General features: G+C 72.7%; 24 protein-coding genes. 16 read left to right on the top strand and 8 right to left on the bottom strand.

Features of this window, described 5'->3' with window-relative positions:
* Positions 1–25 precede the first annotated feature (25 nt).
* On the top strand, positions 26–262 hold the full coding sequence (locus tag AB0B94_RS10510; RefSeq protein WP_357271228.1) for a preprotein translocase YidC: 237 nt from the start codon (positions 26–28) through the stop codon (positions 260–262).
* A 7-nt stretch (positions 263–269) separates the two neighbouring features.
* Here the strand turns inward: AB0B94_RS10510 and rnhA are convergent, their stop codons facing one another.
* From rnhA to AB0B94_RS10495, 3 genes are read right to left on the bottom strand one after another with little or no spacing between them, the layout of a single operon-like run.
* Complete coding sequence (gene rnhA / locus AB0B94_RS10505; RefSeq protein ID WP_238670758.1) at positions 270–743, bottom strand: ribonuclease HI; 474 nt, start codon at positions 741–743, stop codon at positions 270–272.
* Positions 744–753: 10 nt separating this feature from the next.
* Positions 754–2,034 (bottom strand): lycopene cyclase family protein, encoded by a 1,281-nt coding sequence (locus AB0B94_RS10500; RefSeq protein WP_357271224.1) that lies wholly within the window; start codon positions 2,032–2,034, stop codon positions 754–756.
* A gap of 55 nt (positions 2,035–2,089) precedes the next feature.
* Entirely contained in the window at positions 2,090–3,358 is a 1,269-nt protein-coding gene (locus tag AB0B94_RS10495; protein WP_357271221.1) for an MFS transporter, read from the bottom strand.
* Positions 3,359–3,503: 145 nt separating this feature from the next.
* On the opposite strand from AB0B94_RS10495, the gene AB0B94_RS10490 reads away from it, so the two are divergent.
* The 4 genes from AB0B94_RS10490 to AB0B94_RS10475 all read left to right on the top strand — a co-directional run bounded on the left by AB0B94_RS10490 (position 3,504) and on the right by AB0B94_RS10475 (position 7,120).
* Positions 3,504–4,337, top strand: a complete 834-nt coding sequence (locus tag AB0B94_RS10490; protein WP_357271218.1) for a metalloregulator ArsR/SmtB family transcription factor — start codon at positions 3,504–3,506, stop codon at positions 4,335–4,337.
* Positions 4,338–4,647: 310 nt separating this feature from the next.
* Positions 4,648–5,133 (top strand): hypothetical protein, encoded by a 486-nt coding sequence (locus AB0B94_RS10485; protein WP_091406610.1) that lies wholly within the window; start codon positions 4,648–4,650, stop codon positions 5,131–5,133.
* A gap of 86 nt (positions 5,134–5,219) precedes the next feature.
* Entirely contained in the window at positions 5,220–5,831 is a 612-nt protein-coding gene (locus AB0B94_RS10480) for a class F sortase (RefSeq protein ID WP_357271215.1), read from the top strand.
* A 188-nt stretch (positions 5,832–6,019) separates the two neighbouring features.
* On the top strand, positions 6,020–7,120 hold the full coding sequence (locus tag AB0B94_RS10475; protein ID WP_357271212.1) for a magnesium and cobalt transport protein CorA: 1,101 nt from the start codon (positions 6,020–6,022) through the stop codon (positions 7,118–7,120).
* An 18-nt stretch (positions 7,121–7,138) separates the two neighbouring features.
* On the opposite strand, the gene AB0B94_RS10470 is transcribed toward AB0B94_RS10475, so the two are convergent.
* Complete coding sequence (locus tag AB0B94_RS10470; protein WP_357271209.1) at positions 7,139–7,849, bottom strand: MBL fold metallo-hydrolase; 711 nt, start codon at positions 7,847–7,849, stop codon at positions 7,139–7,141.
* Between the two features lie 89 nt (positions 7,850–7,938).
* Here AB0B94_RS10470 and AB0B94_RS10465 point away from each other — a divergent pair, with 89 nt between their 5' ends.
* From AB0B94_RS10465 to AB0B94_RS10450, 4 genes are all read left to right on the top strand, one after another.
* Positions 7,939–8,706: an SGNH/GDSL hydrolase family protein gene (locus tag AB0B94_RS10465; RefSeq protein ID WP_357273815.1), complete on the top strand. Its 768-nt coding sequence runs from the start codon at positions 7,939–7,941 to the stop codon at positions 8,704–8,706.
* 24 nt (positions 8,707–8,730) lie between these two features.
* Positions 8,731–9,147, top strand: coding sequence for a YchJ family metal-binding protein (locus tag AB0B94_RS10460; protein WP_357271206.1), 417 nt, complete (start codon positions 8,731–8,733; stop codon positions 9,145–9,147).
* Between the two features lie 188 nt (positions 9,148–9,335).
* Positions 9,336–10,061, top strand: coding sequence for a hypothetical protein (locus AB0B94_RS10455; RefSeq protein ID WP_357271203.1), 726 nt, complete (start codon positions 9,336–9,338; stop codon positions 10,059–10,061).
* A complete protein-coding gene (locus AB0B94_RS10450; protein ID WP_357271200.1) occupies positions 10,058–10,444 on the top strand; it encodes a hypothetical protein in 387 nt (128 codons plus the stop codon). Before AB0B94_RS10455 ends, AB0B94_RS10450 begins: the two co-directional genes overlap by 4 nt.
* 46 nt (positions 10,445–10,490) lie before the next feature.
* Here AB0B94_RS10450 and AB0B94_RS10445 read toward each other — a convergent pair whose 3' ends face one another.
* Together AB0B94_RS10445 and AB0B94_RS10440 are read right to left on the bottom strand one after the other, a co-directional pair.
* Entirely contained in the window at positions 10,491–11,828 is a 1,338-nt protein-coding gene (locus tag AB0B94_RS10445) for an MFS transporter (protein WP_357271197.1), read from the bottom strand.
* 247 nt (positions 11,829–12,075) lie between these two features.
* A complete protein-coding gene (locus AB0B94_RS10440; RefSeq protein WP_357271194.1) occupies positions 12,076–13,194 on the bottom strand; it encodes a hypothetical protein in 1,119 nt (372 codons plus the stop codon).
* Positions 13,195–13,384: 190 nt separating this feature from the next.
* On the opposite strand from AB0B94_RS10440, the gene AB0B94_RS10435 reads away from it, so the two are divergent.
* From AB0B94_RS10435 to AB0B94_RS10420, 4 genes are all read left to right on the top strand, one after another.
* Positions 13,385–14,515, top strand: a complete 1,131-nt coding sequence (locus tag AB0B94_RS10435) for an N-acetylmuramoyl-L-alanine amidase (protein ID WP_357271191.1) — start codon at positions 13,385–13,387, stop codon at positions 14,513–14,515.
* Positions 14,516–14,604: 89 nt separating this feature from the next.
* Positions 14,605–16,179, top strand: a complete 1,575-nt coding sequence (locus tag AB0B94_RS10430) for an FMN-binding glutamate synthase family protein (RefSeq protein WP_357271188.1) — start codon at positions 14,605–14,607, stop codon at positions 16,177–16,179.
* Positions 16,180–16,530: 351 nt separating this feature from the next.
* Entirely contained in the window at positions 16,531–17,055 is a 525-nt protein-coding gene (locus AB0B94_RS10425; RefSeq protein WP_357271185.1) for an N-acetyltransferase, read from the top strand.
* Positions 17,056–17,066: 11 nt separating this feature from the next.
* Complete coding sequence (locus AB0B94_RS10420; protein WP_357271182.1) at positions 17,067–17,648, top strand: GNAT family N-acetyltransferase; 582 nt, start codon at positions 17,067–17,069, stop codon at positions 17,646–17,648.
* On the opposite strand, the gene AB0B94_RS10415 is transcribed toward AB0B94_RS10420, so the two are convergent.
* Positions 17,540–18,517 carry a YafY family protein gene (locus tag AB0B94_RS10415; protein WP_357271179.1) on the bottom strand — a complete coding sequence of 326 codons (978 nt, stop codon included), beginning with the start codon at positions 18,515–18,517 and terminating at the stop codon, positions 17,540–17,542. The genes AB0B94_RS10420 and AB0B94_RS10415 overlap by 109 nt on opposite strands.
* 61 nt (positions 18,518–18,578) lie before the next feature.
* Between AB0B94_RS10415 and AB0B94_RS10410 the strand changes: the two genes are divergently transcribed.
* The 3 genes from AB0B94_RS10410 to AB0B94_RS10400 all read left to right on the top strand — a co-directional run bounded on the left by AB0B94_RS10410 (position 18,579) and on the right by AB0B94_RS10400 (position 20,772).
* Positions 18,579–19,049 carry a VOC family protein gene (locus AB0B94_RS10410; RefSeq protein WP_357271176.1) on the top strand — a complete coding sequence of 157 codons (471 nt, stop codon included), beginning with the start codon at positions 18,579–18,581 and terminating at the stop codon, positions 19,047–19,049.
* Between the two features lie 56 nt (positions 19,050–19,105).
* Positions 19,106–20,293 carry a DNA polymerase IV gene (gene dinB, locus AB0B94_RS10405; protein WP_357271173.1) on the top strand — a complete coding sequence of 396 codons (1,188 nt, stop codon included), beginning with the start codon at positions 19,106–19,108 and terminating at the stop codon, positions 20,291–20,293.
* Positions 20,294–20,415: 122 nt separating this feature from the next.
* On the top strand, positions 20,416–20,772 hold the full coding sequence (locus tag AB0B94_RS10400) for a hypothetical protein (protein WP_357271170.1): 357 nt from the start codon (positions 20,416–20,418) through the stop codon (positions 20,770–20,772).
* Between the two features lie 104 nt (positions 20,773–20,876).
* On the opposite strand, the gene AB0B94_RS10395 is transcribed toward AB0B94_RS10400, so the two are convergent.
* On the bottom strand, positions 20,877–22,286 hold the full coding sequence (locus tag AB0B94_RS10395) for a nitrilase-related carbon-nitrogen hydrolase (RefSeq protein WP_357271167.1): 1,410 nt from the start codon (positions 22,284–22,286) through the stop codon (positions 20,877–20,879).
* Between the last annotated feature and the right edge of the window lie 104 nt (positions 22,287–22,390).

Below are 22,390 nucleotides of genomic sequence, written 5' to 3'. Positions count from 1 at the left end.
AACCGGCATCGACGGGGGGCACGGCGTGGGCTACCGAAATCGCCAGGGTGAGCAGCCGGGCGACCCGCAGCACAGCGAGGACGAGGTCGGCCAGGCGGCACTGGTGCAGGTCGAGGCGGACACCGAGGTCCCCGCACCGGCGGACACCGACGTCCGGCCGGACATCGTGACCGAGCCCGACAACTCGGGCGTCGCCGGTGGCTCGTCGGGCAGCAGCGGCGGCGGGTCGAGCATGCCGGGGCACCCCGACGCGACCCGCTGATCCGGGATCACCGGCTGGTCAGCGCGCCCCGGGCCTCGGTCATGCCTTTGTTGGCGAGCCGGTCGGCCCGCTCGTTCTCCGGGTGGCCGTTGTGCCCCTTGACCCACAGCCAGGTGACCTCGTGCCGTTCGCAGGCCGCCTCCAGCCGCTGCCACAGGTCGGCGTTCTTCACCGGCTGCTTCGCGGCGGTCCGCCAACCGTTGCGCTTCCACGATGCCAGCCAACTGGTGATGCCGTTGCGCACGTACGTGCTGTCGGTGTGCAGTTCCACGGTGACCGGCCGGTTGAGGCTCTCCAACGCCTGGATGGCCGCCATCAGCTCCATCCGGTTGTTGGTGGTGGGCGTGGCCTCACCGCCGCACAGCTCCCGCTCGTGATCGCCGTAGCGCAGCAGCGCGCCCCAACCACCCGGACCCGGGTTGCCGCTACACGCCCCGTCGGTCCAGATCTGCACGCCCCTGCCGGCCGCCGCGTCCACCATGCCCGGCAACCTACCGGGCGCGGACCTCGTCCTCCCCGCTCGGGGGGCCGGCGCGCCGCACCGTCGGCGCCGAACCCACCACCGCTGGTGGGATGGCCGGCGCTGGCCGGATGGGGCGTAGCCGGTCGCGGACCCGGTGTACGGCGTCGCCGGCGGTCGCGGCGATCATCGGCAACAGCCGGGTCGAATTCATGATCGCGATCTCCTCGGCCGGAGTGGTGCCGCCGTCGAGGAAGCGCAGCACCCGCTCGGCCGGGTTACGGTCGAAGAGCCGGTCGAAGAACTCGGGACCGCCCACCCCACCCCGGTCCAGCGCGCGCAGCGCCACCGCGTCCATCCAACGGTGCCGGCGCGGGTACGCCGGCGCGGGCACCGGCGGGCGGCCCGCGGCGAGGGCGCGGGCCACCTGATCCGCCTGGCGGTACATGGCGGAGAAGGTGAAGCCGGTGGAGGGGCGGGTCGCGCCACCGGCAGTGCCGAGCCGCACCACGCGGGGAGTCGGCCGGGCCGGGAACGGCGCGTCGGTCATCGGGATCACCCCGTTCTCCACCTCGCGCACCCGCAGCCCGCTCGGATCCAGCCCGAGCAGATCCCGGTAGCCGGCCAACGCCGCGTCGTACCCGGCGTCGGTGAGCAGGTCCGGTGAGAACTCGGTGTACTCGACCAGGGCGTAGCGGTCGCTGACTGGCAGCACGTACCCGAAGGAGACGCCGCGGGGCGGCTGCGGGGTACGGAAGTCCATCAGCACCGCACGCGTCGGGTCGAACACCGGCCGGTCCGCCTCCAGCCACCACCCCCGGAAGTGCTGCAACCAGGTGGTCCGCCCCGCTCGCGTCGGCGGGCGGGGGCGGGAGTCGAGCACCCAGCCGGCCCGTACGCCGCGCCCGTCGCCGGTGCCCACCAGCACCCGGTCCCCGTCGTCGCGCACCGTCTCGGCGGGTGCGACGATCCGGGTGGCGTGCAGGCGACGCTCGGCGTCGGCAGCCCGGTCGTAGACCGGGCCGGAGCGGAGCATGGCGTACCGCAGCGGGGTGAGGTCCAGGACGCGGCGTCGCGCCGCAGTCGCCACCTCGACCTGTTGCCAGCTCGCGCTGAGCAGCGGTTCCAGGTCGCTGTCCGGGTGACCCCAGAACGCCCAGGTGCGGTCCTGACCGCGTCGGCGCACCGGGTCGACGATGGCGATCCGCAGATCCCGGACACCGTGGCGGTCCAGTGCGGCGAGCAGCAACGACGCGGCGCCGCCACCGCCGAGCAGCGCGAGGTCGACGTCGAGCGGCGCGGAGTCGGTCACAGGCACCACGCTGCCACACCGTCGCCCGCGACCACGGGATGGGCCGGATCGGCGCTCAGGCCACCGGGGCGGGCGACTCGACCGGGGGTGGGTCGGCGTAGGCGTGCGCGACGGCGGCGCGGTTGAAGACCCGCCAGGTGGCCGCGGAGACGCCGATCGCCACCACCAACCCGACCCAGTACGGCGCGGTGATGCCGAATCGGGCGGCGAGCAGCCCGCCCAGCAGCGCGCCCACGCAGTTGCCGCCCGCCGCGACGAAGAGATTCGTGCTGGCCACCCGGCCCTGCAGGTTCGGTGGGGTGAGTCGTTGGCGCAGTGAGTTCGACACGATGTTCCAGAGGCCGCCGTGCACGCCGAAGGCGAACAGCGCGAACCCGACCACGATGGTGCTGCGGGACGCCGCCAACGCCAGGTGCAGCCCCGCCTCGATGAGCAGGCCGACCCGGATCGTCCAGGTGGCGCTGATCCGGGCGACGATCCGGTCGCCGAGGAGGGCGCCGAGCACCCCACCGCTGGCCATGCAGGTGAAGAGCAGTCCGTAGCCGACAGACCCGAGTCCCAGCCGCTCGGCGGCGAGCAGCACCAGCACCGCGAGCGCGGCGGTGAGGGTCACGTTGAGCAGACCGATCAGCACCGCCATCGTGCGCAGCAGCCGCTGGTTGGCCAGCCAGCGCAGTCCCTCGGCGATCTCGCCGCCCATCGAGCGGGTAGGGCGTGCGTGCGTGTCGCCGATGGCGGCCCGGAAGTCCCCGCCGATCAGTGCCACCAGCACGGCGCTGAGGGCGTACGTGACGGCGTTGACCAGGAACGGGCTGCCCGCCGAGAGCGCGAACAGGAAGCCGCCGAGCGGGCCGGCGAGCATGCTGTGCATGAGGGTGGCGCCGCCACTGAGCCAGCCGTTGGCACGCTCCAGGCGGTGCCGTGGCACCACCACCGGCACCATGGCCTGGCTCGCCGCGCGGAACACGATCTCACCGGTGTTGACCAGGAACAGCACCGCGAACAGCAGCACCACCCCACCTCGACCGCTGAGGATCGCCGTGGCCAGAACGGTGAGCGCGGCCACCCGGATCAGGTCGATGACGATCATCAGGCGGCGTCGGTCCATCCGGTCCACCAGCACCCCGCCGGGCAGGGCGAAGAGCAGCCACGGCAGCCAGGCCACGGCGGACGCCCCGGCGACCACGAGCGGGTCATCGGTACGCGACGCGACGAAGAGCGGCGCGGCGACGGTGGCCAGGCCGCTGCCCAGGGCCGAGAGGGTGCTCGCCGCCCAGAGTTTGGCGAAGACCGGTCCCAGGCCGGCTCCCACGTTCCGTGTCACGGCGAGCGAACCTACCAGCGTCTCCCCGGGCCGCCAGCGGATTTATCCCTGCGAGAGAAGGCCGCCCGCGGTCGGATTGACAGGCAACCCATTGGTTGCCTAACGTGACGAGCAACCGAATGGTTGCCTGTTGCGAGGAGGGTCGATGGACGACGCGTTCCGGGCGCTGGCCGACCCCAGCAGGCGTCGACTGCTGGACCGGCTCAACGAGCGCAACGGCCAGACCCTGCGGGAGCTGTGCGACGGGCTGGCCGGCACCCGGCAGGCCGTCAGCAAGCACCTGTCGGTGCTGGAGGCAGCCGATCTCGTCACGACCGTGCGGCGCGGCCGGGAGAAGCTGCACTACCTCAACGCCGCCCCGATCAACGCCATCGCCGACCGGTGGCTCAGCCGCTACGACCGCGAACGCGCTGCCACCCTGGCCGACCTGACCACCGCATTGGAGCGACAACCCATGGAGAGCCCGACCTTCGTCTACACCACCTACGTCAGCACCACCGCGCGGCGACTCTGGTCCGCGCTCACCGAACCGGCGTTCACCAGACGCTACTGGGGTGGAGTCGCGCTGGTGTCGGACTGGCAGGTCGGGTCACCCGTGCTGTGGCAGGACGCACCCGACGGCGAGCCGCGCGACCTCGGCCAGCGGGTGCTCGTCGCCGAGCCGTACCGTCGGCTCTCCTACAGCTGGCACGGCTTCCAGGCCGAACACGCCACGCACTTCGGCTGGTCCGCCGAGGAGTTGGCCGCCCGGCTCGGTGAGCGCCGCTCGACCGTGACATTCGAGATCGCGCCGCACAGCGGGTCGACCGTCCGGCTGACAGTCATCCACGACGGCTTCTCCCCCGACAGTGAGATGCACCGGGCGATCAGCGGCCAACTCGACGGCAGCGGCGGCTGGCCCGAGCTGCTGGCCAGCCTCAAGACCCTGCTGGAGACCGGCGAGCCGATGCCCGACCCGACCCAGGCCCAGGCCCGCTGACCGAGCGCGGATCGCGCCGCCCCAGGCGGTGCATTTCCGCCGTCGTCGGCAATACCTCAGCATTGGCCCAGCGACGACAGCCCGGCCGGAGCAGACATCGATCGGAGCACCGGTGCCGGTCGGGTCGTCCGGGCCTTTCCGCAGCTCTCCCCGCCTTCGGGTGGACACGTGACGGCAACGAGGATTTCTCATTTTCACCTGATCGTGGGCCCAACCCACCTAGTGTTGGGCACACCGGTGCTAGTCACGGAGTTGGCCACCCGAACGACGTCCCACGCAGTCAGCGGACGAAAAGTGAGGGAAGACGCGTATGAAGGTCTCAACAGCACTCTGCTCGGCGGCGCTCGGCGTGGGCCTCGGCACGCTCCTGCTGCCAGGCGCCGCACTGGCCGACACCACTGTGTCACCGGCCACCACCCCGGTCGGTGGGACCGTCGTGCTCACCGCGACGACCTGCAACCCGAAGTCGGGTGACGCCCTCTTCCGGGTCACCGGCCCCAACCGCGACCAGAACGTCCGATCCACCACGGCCGCCGCCGGCGGCGGGCTGAGCGCCGAGCTCTTCACCGCCGGGTTCACCCTGGGCACCTACACGGTGGCGGCGACCTGCGGCGACGGTAGCTCGGCCGGCACCGCCACCTTCGCCGTGACCCCGATCGGCGGCGCGCCGGCCGGCTCCGGCGGCGACAACCGTGACACCGGCGCTCTCGCCGCCGGCGGCACGCTGCTCGGCACCGCCCTCGCCGGCGCGGTGATCCTGATCCGCCGGCGCCGACCGGTGTCCACTGTCGCCTGATCGGCGGCCGTTCCATCCCTGAGACGGGTGCCCGCGCCGGTGACACCGACGCGGGCACCCCGACGATCCGGTACGGAGGTGCACACGTGTGGTGGCGGCGGACCCTACCGGCGGTGGTCGCCCTGCTCGGCGTGACCGGGCTCGGGCTGATCACCGTCGGCCTCACCGCCGACCCCGCGCGGCCACCACTACCGTCGGCCGACGCGCCGACCCGCACCCACCCCGCACCGGACCTGGCGCCGCTGCCACCCGCCGCGCCGATCCGGGTGCAGATCCCCGCCATCGACGTACGCGCCGACATCGTCCCCGTCGGCGCCGACGCCGCCGGGGTGCTGGAGGTGCCGCCGCTGGACCGGCCCACCCTCGCCGGCTGGTACCGGCACGGGGTCAGCCCGGGCGAGACCGGCAACGCCGTCCTGGTCGGGCACGTCGACGCGCCGTCCGGTCCCGCGGTCTTCTTCGACCTCGGTCGGCTCCGCGCCGGGCAGCAGGTACAGGTCACCCGCGCCGACGCACGGGTCGCCACATTCACAGTGGACGACGTGCGGGCGTACCCCAAGGAGCACTTCCCCACCACACTGGTCTACGGCCCTTCCGACGCCGCCGGGCTACGCCTGATCACCTGCGGCGGCCGGTTCGACGCGACGACCGGCAACTACGTCGACAACGTCGTCGTCTTCGCCACCCGCACCGCCTGAACCGGACCGCCCGCCTGAACCAGACCGCCCGACTCAACCGGACTGCCCGCCTCAACCGGACCACCCGCCTGAAACCGAGCCGCACGCCCGCGCCGCCTCCCCGCTGTCGGGAGCCGGACCCCGGTCGGCAGAATGCGGTGGCACCATCGCCTGATCGGGACGGTGCGCCGGCGACGGGGAGGCACGCGGTGGATCAGCGACCGGTACGGGACCGGACCGGTCGAGGCGTACGCGCCCTGGCCCGACGACTGCTCGGACGGGTCGAGGGCGACTCCCCCACCCCCCGCCGGTCCAACCCGGACGCCGTGGTCGACTGCGCCGTCTACGTCAACGGCCGGCGGGAACCCGGTCAACCGCACTACGCCGACGCGTACGCCCGGGCGCGGCACGTCCGCGACGCCTTCGTGTGGCTGGGGCTGCACGATCCCGGCCCGGCCGTGCTCGCCGCAGTCGGCCAGACCTTCGGCCTCGACGAGCTGACCGTCGAACAGGCGCTCGCCGACGGGCACCGGCCCACAGTGCAGCGCCACGGGCCGGTCACGCTGCTGGTCCTGCGCACCGCCGGGTACGTGGAGCACGACGAGCTGACCGACACCTCCGAGGTGATCGACACCGGTGACGTGATGGTGCTGCTCGGTGACCGCTTCGCCATCACTGTGCGGCACGGCGCCGCCGGGGCGCTGCGCAGTGTCCGCGCCGACATCGAGCGCCGCCCCGCGCTGCTGGCCGCCGGCCCGTGGGCGGTGGCGTACGCGGTCTGCGCCCGCATGGTCGACTCCTACCTGGAGGTGGCCGGGCACGTGGAACGGGACCTGGAACGGGTCGAGGAGGCGGTGTTCGCCCGCGACCGCAGCGCCGACATCCAGCACATCTACCAGCTCAAACGGGAGGTGGTGGAGTTCAAGCGGGCAGTCCTGCCGTTGCAGGCGCCGATGCGTACGCTGCTCGAACCCGACGGTCCGCCGCGTGCCCTGCACCGCTGGTTCGTCGACGTCGACGGCCGACTGAGCCGGGCGGTGGACCGGGTGGCCGCGTACGACGACCTGCTCACCTCGATCGTTCAGTCGCGACTGGCGCAGCTCGCCGTCGAGCAGAACAACGACATGCGCAAGATCGCCGCCTGGGCGGCCATCGCGGCCACCCAGACCGGCATCGCCGGCATCTACGGCATGAACTTCAACCACATGCCCGAGCTGGCCTGGCGCTACGGCTACACCGGGGCCCTCACCCTGATGGCGGCGGCGGCCCTGTTCCTGTACCGGCTGTTCCGCCGCTCCGGCTGGCTGTGAGGCGCGCCGACGGGCCGCTCAACGGTGCGCGGAGAGGAAGGCGCGAATGCGGTCGCGGGGTTTGTCGGTCAGCTCGGGGCCGTGGGTGAAGGCCGCGAGGTCGTAATCCAACTCGCCGAGGACGTGCGCGGTTTCCCGGGTCATCCGGAAGTCGCTGCACAGCCACTTCACCGGCCACCGGACACCGAGCACGTTGAACAACGCGTCACCGGTGATCAGCAGGCGGGTCGGCTCGTGCAGCAGCGACACGTGCCCCGGCGAGTGCCCGGGGGTGTGCACCACCCGCAGGCCACCTCCGACGTCGAGCAGGTCCCCGTCGGCCAGCGGCTGGGCCACCTCGACCGCCGGGAACCGGCCGCTGTTGAGCCGGGCGAAGAGCCGGCCGCCGGTCACCGTCGGGTCGCTGACCGGCGCGCGGCCCGCCTGCGCGTACGGCACGTCGGCGGCGTGCGCCGCGACCGGGGCGCCGGTGCGGCGGGCCAGCTCCGCCGCGCCGCCCGCGTGATCGGGGTGCGCGTGGGTGAGCACGATCCTTGTGACGTCCGCCGGCGTCTTGCCGATCGCCGCGAGCCCGCGCACGATTCGGGCCGGCGCCTTGGCCAGCCCGCAGTCGACAAGCGTGACGCTGCCGTCGTCGTCGACGAAGGCGTAGGAGTTGACGGCCGCGCGGCCCACGGTGGGGATGCGCCAGACGTTCGGCGCCAGTGGCACCGCGGGGGCACGCGTCATGTCGTGAGTCTAGGAGCGATCGTCAACTGTCGTTCTCGGCCGACCGGGCGCTCCGCCTGGGCTGACGGAGGGCTAACCTCGCGCGGGTGATGTGGCAGCGGTACGTGGCGATCGGCGACAGCACCACCGAAGGGCTCGACGACCCCGACGGCGTCGGCGGCTACCGGGGTTGGGCCGACCGGTTCGCCCTGGCGGTGGCCCGCGCCCAGGGCGGTCTGGAATACGCGAACCTGGCCATCCGCGGCCGGACCACAGCGCTGATCCGGGCCGAGCAGCTCCAGCCCGCCCTCGACCTGGCCCCCGACCTGGCCACCGTGGTCGCCGGCATGAACGACGTGCTGCGTCCCTCCTTCGACGCGGACCAGGTCGCCGGGGACGTGGCGGCGATGCAGCAGGCACTGGTCGAGCAGGGCGCCACAGTGCTGACGTTCACGATGCCGGATCCGGCACCCGTGATGCCGCTGGCCCGGCCGCTGCGGGGTCGCATGTCGGCACTCAACGAGGCGCTGCGGGACGCCACCGCACAGACCGGTGCCACCCTCCTCGACCTGGGCGCCCACCCGGTCTCCTCCGACCCCCGGCTGTGGAGCGACGACCGGCTGCACGCCAACAGCGCCGGCCACGAGCGCATCGCCGCCGCACTGGCGTACACGGCGGGTCTGCCCGGGTTCGACGACTCCTGGACGCGGCCGTTGCCGCCGGCCCCCCGGCGGCGCGGCGGCGAGGTGTTCGGCGCCGAGCTGGCCTGGACCCGCCGGCACCTGCTGCCCTGGCTGGCCCGGCACCTACGCGGCCGCTCGTCGGGCGACGACCGGGTGGCCAAGCGGCCGGTGCCGCTGCCGGTGCCGCTCGACTAGGGCGTGTGCGGCAGGATGAACGACGTGGGTAAGGGTGCGGGACGTCGGCGGGCGAACGCGACGACGGGACGGGTGTGCCCGTGCGGTTCCGGTCGGGCGTACGCGGACTGCTGCGCCCCGGCGCACGGCGGCGACGCCCCGGCGACGGCCGAGGCGTTGATGCGCTCCCGGTTCAGCGCCTTCGCCCTCGGCGACTCCGGTTACCTGCTGCGCAGCTGGCACTCCTCGACCCGGCCCGCCTCCCTGGAGCTCGACCCGGGGCAGCGGTGGACCCGACTGGAGATCGTGGAGACCGAGCGGGGCGGCCTGCTCGACCCCGCCGGCACGGTGACCTTCCACGCCCACTACCGGGACGCGGGCCGGCCCGGCACGTTGACCGAACACAGCCGGTTCGTCCGCGAGGACGGCCGGTGGGTCTACCTCGACGGTGACCAACCCTGACGGCTGTTGCGGCGTAGGATGACGTCGGCGTAGTCCTGCGCCGCACCTCCCTCCCGGCGCTCACGCCGTCGGCAACGCGGAGGCAGAGGGGGCCTTGAGCCCTCGGGACGTGGTGCCACATGCCCCACTCCGGCGGGGTCGGCGGGAGCGTGAGTCTCGGTGACCGTGCCGTTGACCGGGAGCATGTGATGACCACCCAGAGATCGTTCAAGGCCCGGGTCCGGGCCCGGATGGCGAAGACCGGCGAGAGCTACACCACCGCCCGTCGGCACCTGATCAAGCGGAGTGTGGAGCCGGCGTCCACCGCCGCGTCCCCGCCGGCACCCACCGGACCGCCCGTCGCGGCTGCCGCGGCGCAGACCGAGCGGATCGCCGACGACCTGATCCGGGCCCGGACCGGCCGCGGCTGGGACGAGTGGTTCGCGGTGCTCGACGCCGCGTCCGCCACCGAGTGGACGCACACCCGCATCGCCCGTCACCTGGCCACCGAACACGAGGTGCCGGGCTGGTGGGCGCAGACCGTCACCGTCGGGTACGAGCAGGCACGCGGACTGCGCGCGCCGGGTCAACGACGCGGCGGCGGCTTCGAGGCCAGCGCGAGCCGGACGGTGGCAGTGCCGGCGCTGCGCTTGTTCGAGGCGTTCGCCGACGAGACGGCACGCGCCCGCTGGCTGCCCGACGTCGAGGTACGTGTCCGCACCGCCACCGCGCCGCGCAGCTTTCGGGCCGACTGGGCCGGCGGCCCCACCAGGATCGTCGTCGGTATCGATGCTGTCGGCGAGTCAAAGGCCCGGGTCAACGTCCTGCACGAGAAGCTGACCGGAGCGGAGCAGGCCGCGGAGGTGAAGGCGTACTGGCGGGACCGGCTCACCGCGCTGAAGGTGTTGCTCGAAACGGACGGAGACCACCGATGACCATGACATTCATCAACCTGCCGGTGCGCGACCTGACCACCGCCACCGAGTTCTACCGGGCGATCGGCTTCACCAGCGACCCGGCCGGGCCGGACGGCGACAGCACTGTGCTCACCATCTCCGACACCACCCGGCTGGTGCTGCACCTGCGCTCGGGCTTCGAGGCGTACACCGGGGTCGCCACGCCGGACACGGCGACCAGCCGGGAGGTCATCATCGGGCTGTCGGCGTCGAGCCGAGGGCAGGTCGACGAACTGGTCGACCAGGCGGCGGTCGCGGGTGGGGAGTCGCTCGGGCCGGGGATGGCCAACGGCCCGATGTACATGCGCGGCTTCCGCGACCTCGACGGCCACCAGTGGTCGTTCCTGCACATGGCCGGCTGACAGTGCGCCCCGGCGGCGGCCCGAGGAGGCGGCCGCCGGGCCCCGGTCAGTCCGGACCGTCCGGCACCGCCGCGGCCACGCCGACGGGCACTGCCGTCCGGCGGCGGCGGGTCAGCAGCACCAGCGCCACCACGAGGTACGCCCCGGCGGTCAGCGCGAACGCCACGGCGTTGCCGGCCGCCGTGGCGAGCAGGCCGTAGCCGGCGTACGTCACGATGATCAGCACGTCGGTGGCCATCCCGGCCAACGAGGTGACTGTGGCGCGGCTGGTGCCGGTGATCCGGGCCTGGAGCCGCGCGTCGGCCAGCACTGTGGCCAACTGCGCGGCCCCGAAGGCCACCGCGAGCAGCACGAACCCCGCCGGGTGCCGGAGCAGGGCCCCTGCGGCCAGCGCGACGCCGACCAGCCCCAGCAGGGCGGCGTAGCCTCGGCTGCCCAGCCGCTCCCCCGCCGGGGCGAGCAGCCCACCGACCGTCACTCCGGCCCAGAGCAGCAGGAGCAGCAGCGGCACGGCCCGCGCCCCGACGCCGGTGTCCAGTGCGAGCAGCGGGGTGTACTCGTCCAGGGCACCCCAGTCGGCGGCGACAACGGCCACCAGCAGCACGGCGGCTCGTACCGGCGGACGGGTGCGGACCTGCGACACTCCGGCCCGCAGCGTGTCCCACCACCCCAGGTCCCCATCGTCGTCCGGGCTCGCGGGCGCGACGGTGTCCGGCGCGTCCGGTCCCGGGGGTGCGGCACCCACCGGCCGGGCGGCCATCGCCGGCTCGGCGACCGGGACGGCCGCGGCGGTCGGCGCGCGGTGCTCCGGGAAGCGGGTCGCGACGATCGTGGCGAGCAGACAGGCCAGCACGCTGGCCGCGCCGACCACCGGGTACCCGCCGACGGCGAGCACCGGGCCGGCGAGCACTCCGGAGACCACCACGCCCAGCACACCCGCCGTCCGCGCCCGCCCGAGCACCCGTGCGTACCGGCCGACAGCGCCGAGCCGGTCGAGTTCGGTCCAGACCAACGCCTCCAGCGCACCGGAGACCAGTGCGCCACCGGCGCCCCAGAGCAGGAAACCGACAGCGAAGGCCGGGTATGACGGCAGCAGCACCCAGAGCGCGAAACCCGCGGCGGCCACCAGCGGGGCGAGGCACAGCAGCAGCCGGCGGGACAGCACGTCCGCCCAGGCGCCGGAGGGCACCTCGAACAGGATGCCGGCGGCGGACCAGATGACGAAGAGCGACGCGATCTGCCCCACCGACAGCCCGGTGTCGGCGAAGAACACCACGTACAGCGGATAGAGCAGGACGAGGTCACTGAGAAACGAGTACCCGTAGAGGGTCGCCGTCAGCCGACGGACCGCCGCCTCGGGCACGCGCGGGTCGATGCGGGTCATGGGGCCTTCCCGTGGGAGTAGAGACGGACACCGGACGTGCGGTGCCCGTGGTGGCCCACGGGATCGGCCGACGCTGCTGGATCAATGTCGCCAGGTCATGGCCGCGATGCTAGACAACCGGCGCGGCTACGGCCAGCGCTTTCGGTGTGCCGAGCAACGTAGACCGCGCCGGCTGGGCGAGGCGGGGCGGACAACGAGAGGCGGGGCGGGATCAGTTCGATCCCGCCCCGCCGCCGTACCGCTGGTGTCAGCGCCTGTCGACCGGCGGAATGACAGTGGTGGTCTCACCGTCGTCGCTGGTGCGCTGCCCGGGCACCGCGCGATCGGTGCCGCCCGTGACCACCTGGGTGGCGTCGGGGTCGACGCCGGTGCCGACCACCTGGGTGGTGTCCGAATCGGCCGAGCCGCTGACCACCTGGGTCGTGTCGTCGGTGGCGGAGGGCCGAACCGGCGTCGGCGTCACGTCGTCGACGGTGCTGCGATCGACCGCCTGGGTGGCGTCGGAGCTGACCGGGAAGTGGACGACCTGGGTGGCCTCCGGGTCGGTGGGCCGGGTCACCACCTGGGTGGCATCGGCGTCGGCGTCGGCCGGCCGGGTCACCACCTGGGTGGCCTCCGCGCCGCTGGTGGTGGCCGACCGGCGGGCCAGCTCGGCTTCGGCGTCGCGGCGACCGGCCCGGTACGCCTGGGCGTGCTCGGCGATCACCTGCGACTCCTGCTCGGCGCGGGTCAGCCACGACTCCCAACGACTCTGCATCGGACGGATCAGACCGCCGCCGACACCGACGACGAGGATGCCGCCGATCGTGGCCAGCACGGCGATCAGCACGGGAGTGGTGACCGCTGTGGCCACGCCGATCTGGTTCAGCGCGGCGATGACGCCGAGGCCGAGGATGAACACCGAGGCGATGGTGGCCAGCACCCGGCCGTACGACAGGCCGCCGAGCGCACCGCTGATGATGTCCTTGACCGCGTTGGCGATGGCGGCGGCGACCACGACGATGACGATCGCGACGAAGGCGCGGGGCAGCCACGCGATCACCGCGCCGAGCAGGTCGGAGATCGGGTTCGGCCCCCAGATGCCGAAGGCGAGCTGAAGGGTGAACAGCAGCACCGCGTAGTAGACGAGCTTCGCGACGATGTCACTGGCGTCGTACCGGGAGCGGCTCAACGCGCGGCGGATGCCGCCGCGTTCGACGGCGCGGTCGAAGCCCACCCGTTCGAGGACCTTCTCCACGATCTTCAGCGCGGCCTTGGCGATCAGCCATCCGGCCACCAGGATCGCCAGGAAGGCGACGGCCTTGGGCAGGAAGAGCATCACCGAGCGGAGAGCGTCGCCCACCGCGTCGCTGACGTTGTCACTCATCTGGTCATTCCTTAAATGTGGCGGCCGGAACGGTCAGCCCCGACCTACCCCCGACCCGACGCGCGGAAACGCCGACCAGGCAGGACCGCCCCTCTGGCGCGGGGACGAGTCTTGGCAATATTCTCCGTGGTAAGTGCGGCCACTGGAGCTACTTTTCATCCCCCCGCCGTCGGCCGCAGGAGGAGACGCAATGCACGTCGACCATTCCGAAGTGGATCGCCGGACGCTGCTGCGGGCCGGTCTCGGCGCCGCCACTGTCGCCGTCGTCGGGAGCGAACTCGCCTTCCCGGGCGGGGCGCAGGCCGCGCCGGGCGCCGACCTGGACTGGATCATCAGCTGTGACGAGTGGGCCGCCCGCCCACCGAAGGACCCGCTGTCGGTGAGCGCCATCGCCACCAACAAGATCATCGTGCACCACATGGCGTTCCCGAACGTCACCGACTACTCCCGCGAGCAGGCGGTCAAGCTGGCCCACGACTGCCAGGACCTGCATATGGACGGCAACGGCTGGTCGGACACCGGCCAGCACTTCACAGTGAGCCGTGGCGGGTACGTGCTGGAGGGTCGCCGGGGCAGCCTGGAACGCCTGGAAGCCGGCGACCGGCAGATGATCTCGGCACACTGTCCGGGTGAGAACGGCAGGGCCATCGGCATCGAGAACGAGGGCACCTACGTCACCGAGACGCCACCCGAGGCGTTGACCGACTCGCTGGTCAAGCTCTGCGTCACCATCTGCCGACAGTACGGACTGCACGCCCACGACATCTTCGGCCACTGGGACTTCCGCACCACCGAGTGCCCGGGCGCGGCCTTCTACCGGCAGTTCCCCGAGCTGCGGCGGCGGGTACACGCCGCCCTCGGCACCAAACTCGGTGACGTGCCGGCACGCCGCTGGCCGGACCTGTGGCGTTTCGTCAACTCCCCCTCGGTCCGGGTCGTGCAGCACCTGCTCGCCTACCGGGGCTACCCGGTGACCGTCAGCGGCACGTTCGACGCCGCTACCGTCACGGCGGTGCAGGACTGGCAGGCCCGCAACGGCATCGCGGTGGACGTGGACGCCACACTCACCACGCCCACCTGGGAGACCCTCGCGCCGGAGCTGGACCAGCACGCAGCAGGAGCGCCGGTCACCGCGGTGCAGGAAATCCTCGCCACCAAGGGGTACGCGGTCACCGTCACCGGGGCGTACGACCACGCCACCCGGAAGGCGGTGCAGGACCTCCAGGCGCTGCACGGGCTGCCTCGCAACGGCAAGCTCAGCACCAGCACCTGGTGCGCTGTCGTCGGCGGATCGGTCCGCGAGTCGTTCCGGCACCGCTGAGCGTCGGGGTGGCGGTGCGGGACGCATCCGCGCCGCCACCAGCCAGCTCACCGGTTTGATCCGCCGCCCGGGCGGAAAGACTTGCCGGCATGACCTGGGCCCGTCGAGCCGTACCCGCTGTCGCCGCCGCCGTCGCGGCCCTCGCCGCGCGGGACCTGATCCAGCGCGACCACGCGCTGCTGCGCAACTTCCCGGTCCTCGGCCGGGCCCGCTACCTGTTGGAGACGATCGGACCGGAGCTGCGGCAGTACATCGTGGCCGGCAACAACGAGGAACGGCCGTTCACCCGCGACCAGCGCCGCTGGGTGTACGCGTCGGCCAAGCAGGAGAACAACTACTTCGGTTTCGGCACCGACAACGACATCGAGTACACCCCCGGATACCCGATCATCAAGCACCGCACGTTCGGCCGGGCCGTGCCGCCGTCGGCACCGACCGCCGGACATGACGTGCGGTTGCCCTGCGCGAAGGTGCTCGGAGCGGCACGCGGACGCGCCCAGGCGTTCCGACCGGAGTCGGTGGTCAACATCTCCGGGATGAGCTTCGGCTCCCTCTCCGGCAATGCCGTCTCCGCACTCAACAGGGGGGCGGCGCTCGCCGGCTGCCTGCAGAACACCGGCGAGGGCGGCCTGTCGCCGTACCACCGCAACGGCGGTGAGCTGGTCTTCCAACTCGGCACCGCGTACTTCGGCTGCCGCGACCAGCACGGCCGGTTCAGCCTCGACCGGCTGAAGGACCTGGTCGCCGGCGCGCCGGTGCGAGCGCTGGAGATCAAGCTGAGCCAGGGTGCCAAGCCGAGCCTCGGTGGGCTGCTGCCCGGGGCGAAGGTGTCCGCCGAGATCGCCGCAACCCGGGGCATCCCGGCCGGTCAGGACTGCGTCAGCCCGTCCCGGCACGCCGAGTTCTCCGACTGCGACAGCCTGCTCGACTGGGTGGAGTTGCTGGCCGCCGAGACGGGTCTACCGGTCGGCATCAAGTCGGCGGTCGGTGACCTGAGCTTCTGGCAGGAGTTGGCCACCCTGATGCGGGACACCGGCAGGGGTGTGGACTTCGTGACGATCGACGGCGGCGAAGGTGGCACCGGGGCCGCACCACTGATCTTCACCGACTCCGTGTCGCTCCCGTTCCAGCAGGGCTTCTCCCGGGTCTACAAGATCTTCGCCGAGCGGGATCTGCACGAACAGGTGGTCTTCGTCGGCGGCGGCAAGCTCGGCCTGCCGGACAACGCCATAGTGGCGTTCGCGCTCGGCTGCGACATGGTCAACGTCGGTCGGGAGGCGATGCTCGCGATCGGCTGCATCCAGGCGCAGAAGTGCCACACCGACACCTGCCCCACCGGCGTCGCCACCCAGAACGCGTGGCTCGCCCGGGGCCTGGACCCGACGTTGAAGTCGGTCCGGGCGGCCAACTACCTGCGGACGCTGCGCCGGGACCTGACCAAGGTCGCCGAGGCCTGCGGCGTCGAACACCCCGGCCTGATCGGCACCGACGCCGTGGAGATCCTGGACGGCCGCACCGGCTCCACCCCACTGCACCAGGTGTACGGCTACCGACCGGAATGGGGACTGCCCTCGCCCGCCGACCAGGCGGAGATCATCCGGCTGATGGTCCCGGAGGCACCCCAGGGCGGCAGCGCCCCGCCCTCCGCCACTGCCGTCGGCTGAGATGGCGCCCGACCTGGCCCGGGCTGTGCCGGACCGGGCCTTGCCGGGCCGGGTTGGGCCGGGCCGGGAGCCCTATCCGCTCATTCGCGCGATGCCTGTGAGTCATCAATATGACCCACAGGCATCGCCCGTTTCCGCGACATGCCCTTCAACTGTCGTCGCTTCGGCGACAGCCCCGGCGAGGCAACCGACCGGCCCGCGCCACCCCGGCCGAGCACAGCGCCGAACCGCTGACGTCCACCCGATCGTCGCCACGGGCGCCTCGGGTGGGTGGGCCGAGGACGCCGCGTCGTCGGCATTCGACGGAATAACGCGTGGAGCCGCTGCCGAGGGCACCCGTATGGTGGCGCGGTGCTGATCAGACGCGAGACACCCGCCGACGTCGACGCCGTTCGGGCGGTGCACTGCGCAGCCTTCGCCAAGGCCGATGGCGGTGACGGCGTACCGGTCGAGGCGACCCTCGTCGACGCGCTGCGCGCCGACGAGGGCTGGCTGCCCGCGTACTCCCTGGTGGCGACCGATGTGGACGGCCGGGTGGTCGGGCACGTGGTGGCCACCCGCGGCCGGGTGGGCGGTGCGCCGGTGGCGTTGGGCCTGGGGCCGCTGGGCGTGTTGCCCGACTGGCAGCGGCGCGGTGTGGGCAGCGCGTTGATGCACGCGGTGCTCGGCGCGGCCGACGCGCGGGACGAACCGCTGGTGGTCCTGCTCGGGCATCCCGACTACTACCCGCGTTTCGGGTTCCGGCCGGCCGTCGAGCTGGGCGTCACCCCGCCCCAGCCGTGGGGGCCGCAGTACTTCATGGCGCGACAGTCGCACGCCTGGCACGAGTCGATCCGCGGCGAGTTCCGCTACGCCAGCCCGTTCGACGACCTGTGAACCGCCGGGCTGTGCGTCGACGACGCGCCACCGACCTGGACGGCTGCGTCGCGGCGCTCGCCGAGGTTCACCGGGTCGACGGGTACCCACTGAACTGGCCCGCCGACCCGCACCGCTGGCTGCGCGAGCCGCACCCGGCGCGAGCCTGGGTCGCCGTCGACGCCGACGCGGCCGTTGTCGGACACGTCGCGGTGCATCGGATCCCCGATCCGGTGGACGGACCGCAGGGCCGGCCGACGGCCGAGGTGGCTCGTCTCTTCGTCGCGCCGAGAGCCCGCGGGTTGGCGCTGGGCAGCGCGCTGCTGGACCGGGCCCGCCAGTGGGCGGACAAACGCGCAACGGACCTGGTGCTGGAGTTGGCCGCCGGTGGCACCGCGGCCGCCGCGCTGTACGAGCGCGCAGGGTGGCAGTGGGTAGGCACCAGCACGGCACCATGGACCGCACCCGACGGCAGCCCGGTGTCGCTGCGTCACTACACGCTGCGTCACCGCGCGTCGGGCTCCGACGTCGCACCGGCCAGCCCCGCGAGGCGACGGGCCAGCCGGCCTGCGGCCTCGCGCAGCCCGGGAGGCTCCAGCACCTCCATCTCGTGATCCAGGCGGGCCAGGTGCGCGGCGAGCCAGTCCAGGCTGTCGCCGCCGACGAGCAGCACTGACCACCCGTCGCGGTCGTCCTCGACCCGCCCCACCTGTGCTGGGACCACCTCCCGCAACCGCTCTGGTGGGGCGTGCACCCGCACCCGGGCGAGGTACCGGTACGGCGCCCCGGTCACGGCCCGCTGCACGAAGGAAACCGGATCCGGGTGCTCGCGCGCGGGAAAACGCCAGGTCGTCGCCAGCACAGCCCGCATCCGGTCCAGTCGGAACGTCCGCCAGTCGGCGCGGTCCGCGTCCCAGGCCATCAGATACCAGCGGCGGCCGGTGGTGACCATCCGGATCGGCTCGACAGTCCGTTCCTGCTCACTACCGTCCCGGCCGGGATAGTGGAACCGAACGCGGACCCCGTCCCGACAGGCCCGGGCGAGTGTCACCAGCAGTTCCGCATCGATCTCGGCGACCGGGCCGATGAGGGTGTCGGTGGAGCCGTGCACCGCCCGCACCTCGGCGCGGAGCCGCGACGGCATCACCTGGTCGAGCTTCGCGAGTGCCCGCAGCGCCGCCTCGCTCGCACCGGCGATCGTGCTCCCGGAGGCCAGCCGCAGCGACACCGCCGTGGCGATCGCCTCCTCGTCGTCGAGGAGCAACGGCGGCAGCCGGGTGCCCGCACCGAGTCGATAGCCGCCGCCGACGCCCGACACCGCGTGCACCGGGTAGCCGAGCGCCCGCAGACGCTGCACGTCGCGGCGCACGCAACGGCCGGTGACCCCCAGCTCGGCGGCGAGTTCGGCAGCCGTCCAGGACAGCCGTCGTTGCAGCAGCGCCAGCAGGCGCAGCACCCGCTCGGTCGTCGCCTCGACTGTCACGCGTCGATCGTTTCACGGATAGCGGAACAACCCTGTCCGCTATCCGCGAGAGGCTGAGATCATGACCGACCAGAACAGGAAGCAGGGATCCGCCGTGACCCGCGACGTCCAGATCACGTTCGACTGTGCCGACCCGGCGAGGTTGGCCACGTTCTGGGCCGAGACGCTCGGCTACCAGGTGCAGGCACCACCCGGAGACTTCGAGTCCTGGGACCAGGCGCTGGAGGCGATGGGTGTGCCGCCGGAGAAGCGCAACGACGCGTCGGCGGTGGTCGACCCCGGGGGCTCGCGGCCACGGCTGTTCTTTCAGCGGGTGCCGGAGCACAAGCAGGTGAAGAACCGGGTCCACCTGGACGTACGCGCGGCCCCCGGACTGGAGGGTGAGGAGCGGATGGCGGCCCTGGAGGCGGAGGCCGAACGGCTCGTCTCGCATGGCGCCAAGCGGCTCAGCCGGCACGAGCCCACTCCCCCGTTGGCCGCCGGTCATCTCATCATGGCCGACCCCGAGGGCAACGAGTTCTGCCTCGACTGATCGACGTTCGCCCAGCTCACTGCCGCACCAGCCGGACGCCATGCGAACATGTGTACGTGTCGCCCGGCGCCAGCATCCTGCACGCCGACCTGGACGCGTTCTACGCCTCGGTCGAGCAGCGTGACGACCCGCGCCTGCGTGGGCGGCCGGTGATCGTCGGTGGCGGCGTGGTGCTGGCAGCCAGCTACGAGGCGAAGGCACGGGGCGTCCGCAGCGCGATGGGCGGCCAGCAGGCGCGGAGGCTGTGCCCGGACGCGATCGTCGTGCCGCCGCGGATGTCGGCGTACACGGCGGCGAGCCGCGCGGTCTTCGAAATCTTCCAGCAGACCACACCGCTGGTCGAGGGGCTCTCCATCGACGAGGCGTTCCTCGACGTGGGTGGTCTACGGCGGCTGGTCGGGCCACCGGCCGAGATCGCCGCACGACTGCGCCGGGAGGTCCGCGACCGGGTCCAGCTGCCGATCACGGTGGGGGTGGCCCGCACGAAGTTCCTGGCCAAGGTGGCCAGCGGCGTGGCGAAACCGGACGGCCTGCTGGTGGTCGCACCGGACGCCGAACTGGCGTTCCTGCACCCGCTGCCGGTGGAGCGGCTCTGGGGCGTCGGCCCGGTCACGGCCGCGAAGCTGCGCGAACGCCGGATCCGTACCGTCGGGGAGGTGGCCCGCCTCGGTGAGGCGGCGCTGGTGTCGCTGCTCGGTGCGGGCGTCGGCCGGCACCTGCACGCGCTGGCGCACAATCGCGACCCCCGGGCGGTGCAGGTGGGGCGCCGGCGCGGTTCGATGGGCGCGCAACACGCGCTCAGCCGCACCCCGCACGCCTCGACGGAACTGGACGCCATCCTCGCCGGCCTGGTCGACCGGGTCAGCCGGCGGATGCGGACCGCCGGGCGGTCCGGCCGCACCGTGGTGCTGCGGCTGCGCTTCGGCGACTACACCCGGGCCACCCGCTCGCACACGGTCGGTAAGGCGACGGCAGAGACGACGCCACTGCTCGCCGCCGCGCGTACGCTGCTACGCGCCGCGCTGCCCGAGATCGATCGGCGTGGCATCACCCTGATCGGTGTCTCAGTGGGCAACCTTGACGACAACCCGGTCCAGCCTGAGCTGCCGTTCCAGCCGGACTCCGGGTCCCATCTGGACGCTGCGGTCGACGCGGTCCGCGACCGGTTCGGATCAGCGGCGCTCACGCGGGCGGTGTTGCTCGGCCGGGAGCCGGGCGTGGAGATGCCGCTTCTGCCGGACTGACCGATAAGCGTGCGGCGTCCTCGGCCGAGCTGCGATCAGAGACACATCACAGCAGGTCGGCGGTTTAGCCGGCGGCTGACGGGTGACCCTTGGGGGGTACAGCCTGACGAGGGGGGCCCACCATGTCCGACGACACCAGCAACCGACCGAGTCGCACGGCCGAGCGTCCGCACGACGTGACCGACCCGCTGCTGTGGCAGTTGGCGATCGACGTGCTGAGCGCACACGAGCCGGACGACGAGGGCCAGTGCCGCAACCTCCAGTGCGCCGGGCAGTCCTGGCCGTGCACGGCCCGCACCGGCGCCGAGCACTCGCTGCGGCTGGCTCGCAGCACACCCGCCTCGGTCGAGCTGACCGTTGACGGCGACGACGTCGACACGGACGGGCGCCGCGACGCGGCGGTACCTGCCCCCCGCTGGGGTTGGAACGCCGGCCCGGTGGCGTCGCACCGAGGGGCGAAGGCCGCCTCCGCGGCGTGACGGACCACCAAGCCCCGCGTTGATCCGCACCGCACAGTTGAACGCTCGGCCGGTTGTCCGGCCGAGCGTTCAACTGTGCTGGCGAAGCCAGGCAACGATGGACCTCAAGCCCGGTCCGTGGGCCGACGCGGGCGTGTTCGCCCACCGGAACCGCTGGTAACCGGCCACCACCGCGCGCCACCCACGGCCAGTACCACCAGGACCACTGACAACAGCGGAAGCCAATCTCCGGTACGCGAATAGACAGTGCCCCACCCCGACGTCGGAGTGGCCAGCAGCAACTGCGCGTCACCGGCGGTGGCCTCACCCACCATCCGGCCGCCCGGGTCGGTGACCGTCAGCCGGCCGAACGCCGCGGCCCGGACTACGACGAGCCCGTTCTCCACGCCCCGGACCAGTGCCATCCGCCCGTGCAGCCAGCCATCGGAGGTGAAGTCCAGGGCGGGAACGAGCAGCACCGAGGCACCCTGCGCCCGATACCGCCGGACCAGGCCGGGAAAGTCGAGGTCCTTGCAGATCGCTACGCCGAACCGCCCGTCCACGAGCACCTCGTCACCCGGCGTCAGCCAGTCTTCCAGGCCCGGGACGAGATGCTGCTTCTCGTATGTCGCGATGGTCCCGCCCGGTGCGAGCACCAGCGCGACGTTGCTCGCCCTGCCGGCCCGTCGCCGCACCGCGCCGACGACGACCTGAGCCTCGGTCTGCTGGAGCGCGGCCACGAGCACCGGCATCGTCGTGTCCGTCACGGCGAACACCTTCTCCGGCAGGACGACGATCCGCGCCCCGCGGGCGACCAGGCCCTCGACCCGCGCGGCGTAACGGGTGAGCAGGTCACGGCCGGGCTGCCCGTCGATCGGGAGCCCGTCCTCGGGCTGCCGCAATGCCACCAGGCCGACGGTCAGCCGTTCGGCCGGGTCGGGCGAACGGCCCAGCGACCAGGCCGACCACCCGCCGGTGCCGAGCAGAAGGACGAGCAGGCAGGTGAGGGCGGGACGAGGGCTTCCGCGCAGGGCGGCGAGGGCGATCGGGACGGCGAGCAGCAGGTAGGTGACGCCCCAGACGCCGGTGAGCGCGGTCAGTTGGATCACCGGGCGGACGTCGGCCTGAGTGTAGGCGAGGCTCCACCAGGCGCCGTTGGGCAGCAGGCGGGACGCGACGTACTCCCCCAGCACCCAGAGCGAGGGCACGGCGAGGACGGCGAGGACTGTTCGTCCGCGCAGCAGCAGTGCGCGGGCGAGCAGGACCGTGCCGGTTGCGAGACCGACGCCGAGCAGGACCACACCGGCGACCACGGGGACCGGTAGTCGCAGGGTGCCGAGGTAGTAGCCGAGCACGCCGCACTGACCGATCGACCAGGCGAGGGCTGTCGCGCACAGGGCCGTCCTCGGGCGTACCCGCGTCGAGGCGAGGATCAGCGGGAGCGGGGCGAGCCAGGTCAGCGCGGGGACCGGGTGCAGCCCGGTGCCACCGAGCCAGAGCAGGCCACTGAGGAGCGTGGCGAGGATCGTCATCATGTGTCGAGCGTGCGGCGGTGGCGGCCGGGTCGGATCGCCCTGCGAGGCCGGATCGATCTGGTCCCGTGGAGGGAGGCGTCAGCACGCCTGGTCGGACGATACTG

This window comes from Micromonospora sp. NPDC048986 (assembly GCF_040649335.1).
GTDB classification, from domain to species: Bacteria; Actinomycetota; Actinomycetes; order Mycobacteriales; family Micromonosporaceae; genus Micromonospora; species Micromonospora alfalfae.
Note: the sequence above shows the minus strand (reverse complement) of the source record. Positions and strands in the feature narration are given on the sequence as shown.

What these genes read in the sequence shown, in the direction of transcription:
- AB0B94_RS10490 (WP_357271218.1), top strand. Translation starts at nt 3,504, where the DNA reads ATGGACGACGCGTTCCGGGCGCTGGCCGACCCCAGCAGGCGTCGACTG.
- AB0B94_RS10470 (WP_357271209.1), bottom strand. Translation starts at nt 7,849, where the DNA reads ATGACGCGTGCCCCCGCGGTGCCACTGGCGCCGAACGTCTGGCGCATC.
- AB0B94_RS10455 (WP_357271203.1), top strand. Translation starts at nt 9,336, where the DNA reads ATGACCACCCAGAGATCGTTCAAGGCCCGGGTCCGGGCCCGGATGGCG.
- AB0B94_RS10410 (WP_357271176.1), top strand. Translation starts at nt 18,579, where the DNA reads ATGACCGACCAGAACAGGAAGCAGGGATCCGCCGTGACCCGCGACGTC.
- AB0B94_RS10435 (WP_357271191.1), top strand. Translation starts at nt 13,385, where the DNA reads ATGCACGTCGACCATTCCGAAGTGGATCGCCGGACGCTGCTGCGGGCC.
- AB0B94_RS10450 (WP_357271200.1), top strand. Translation starts at nt 10,058, where the DNA reads ATGACCATGACATTCATCAACCTGCCGGTGCGCGACCTGACCACCGCC.
- AB0B94_RS10465 (WP_357273815.1), top strand. Translation starts at nt 7,939, where the DNA reads ATGTGGCAGCGGTACGTGGCGATCGGCGACAGCACCACCGAAGGGCTC.
- rnhA (WP_238670758.1), bottom strand. Translation starts at nt 743, where the DNA reads ATGGTGGACGCGGCGGCCGGCAGGGGCGTGCAGATCTGGACCGACGGG.
- AB0B94_RS10445 (WP_357271197.1), bottom strand. Translation starts at nt 11,828, where the DNA reads ATGACCCGCATCGACCCGCGCGTGCCCGAGGCGGCGGTCCGTCGGCTG.
- AB0B94_RS10485 (WP_091406610.1), top strand. Translation starts at nt 4,648, where the DNA reads ATGAAGGTCTCAACAGCACTCTGCTCGGCGGCGCTCGGCGTGGGCCTC.
- AB0B94_RS10400 (WP_357271170.1), top strand. Translation starts at nt 20,416, where the DNA reads ATGTCCGACGACACCAGCAACCGACCGAGTCGCACGGCCGAGCGTCCG.
- AB0B94_RS10395 (WP_357271167.1), bottom strand. Translation starts at nt 22,286, where the DNA reads ATGATGACGATCCTCGCCACGCTCCTCAGTGGCCTGCTCTGGCTCGGT.
- AB0B94_RS10430 (WP_357271188.1), top strand. Translation starts at nt 14,605, where the DNA reads ATGACCTGGGCCCGTCGAGCCGTACCCGCTGTCGCCGCCGCCGTCGCG.
- AB0B94_RS10440 (WP_357271194.1), bottom strand. Translation starts at nt 13,194, where the DNA reads ATGAGTGACAACGTCAGCGACGCGGTGGGCGACGCTCTCCGCTCGGTG.